The sequence below is a fragment of the Streptomyces sp. NTH33 genome (assembly GCF_003236365.1).
Lineage (GTDB): Bacteria > Actinomycetota > Actinomycetes > Streptomycetales > Streptomycetaceae > Streptomyces.
The window spans coordinates 1-899 of record NZ_POTZ01000991.1 but is presented as its reverse complement, the minus strand read 5'-3'; the positions used below and the strand labels follow the sequence as shown (position 1 = coordinate 899).

The 899-nt window shown below is 70.2% G+C and carries 1 protein-coding gene; it reads left to right on the top strand.

Annotation, left to right across the window (positions count from 1 at the left end):
• Positions 1-114: 114 nt before the first annotated feature.
• The coding region (locus C1I97_RS38020) for an IS1380 family transposase (RefSeq protein ID WP_111007382.1) at positions 115-899 on the top strand (785 nt) is incomplete at its 3' end.

Here is an 899-nt window from a genome sequence, read left to right as displayed (position 1 = left end):
ACTGTCGACCGCCCCTCCGCCGCCTACACCGACCAAGCAGCAGAGTGCCGAGCAGCACCCCTCAGCGCATCAGGAACTGGCCGCGTTCATCCGTACGCGGGTGGGGACGTTCACGTGTACGCCGACAGCATCGTCTCCACCCCGCTGGCAGCCCCGGTGATCGCCGCCACCCGGTTGCGCAAGGGCCCGGCCAACTCCGCACGCGGGGCGGCGGCGTTCGTCGCCGAGACCATCCGCACCGCCCGCGCCAGCGGCGCGAGGGGCCTGCTGGTGGTGCGCGCGGACTCCGCGTTCTACGGCGCCGACGTGGTGAACGCCTGCCGGGCCCTTCACGCACGCTTCTCGATCACGGTGCGGATGAACGCCTCGATCAAGGCCGCCATTGCGACCATCGACGAGAACGCCTGGACGGCGATCAAGTACCCCAAGGCCGTCTGGGACGAGGAGGGGCAGTGCTGGATCTCGGACGCCGAAATAGCCGAGACCAGCTACACCGCCTTCACGTCCAGGCCGAAGAAGCAGCAGGTCACCGCCCGGCTGATCGTGCGCCGGGTCAAGCGCCTGAACCCGGCGGCCCTGACCGAGGGGCAGGGCACGCTCTTCGACACCTGGCGCTACCACGCCGCGTTCACCAACTCCCCGCTCTCCCTACGCGACGCCGAGCGTGATCACCGGCGGCACGCTGTCGTGGAACAAGTGATCGCGGACGTCAAGAACAGCGCCTTCGCCCATGCTCCCTCCGGCCACTTCCAGGCCAACGCCGCCTGGCTCGCGCTCGCCGCGCTGGCCCACAATCTGATCCGGGCCGCCGGCACCCTGGCCGGAGCGTTCCACGCGAAAGCCGTCACCGCCACGATCCGCGCCCATCTGATCAACGTGCCCGCCCGCCTGGCCCGCTC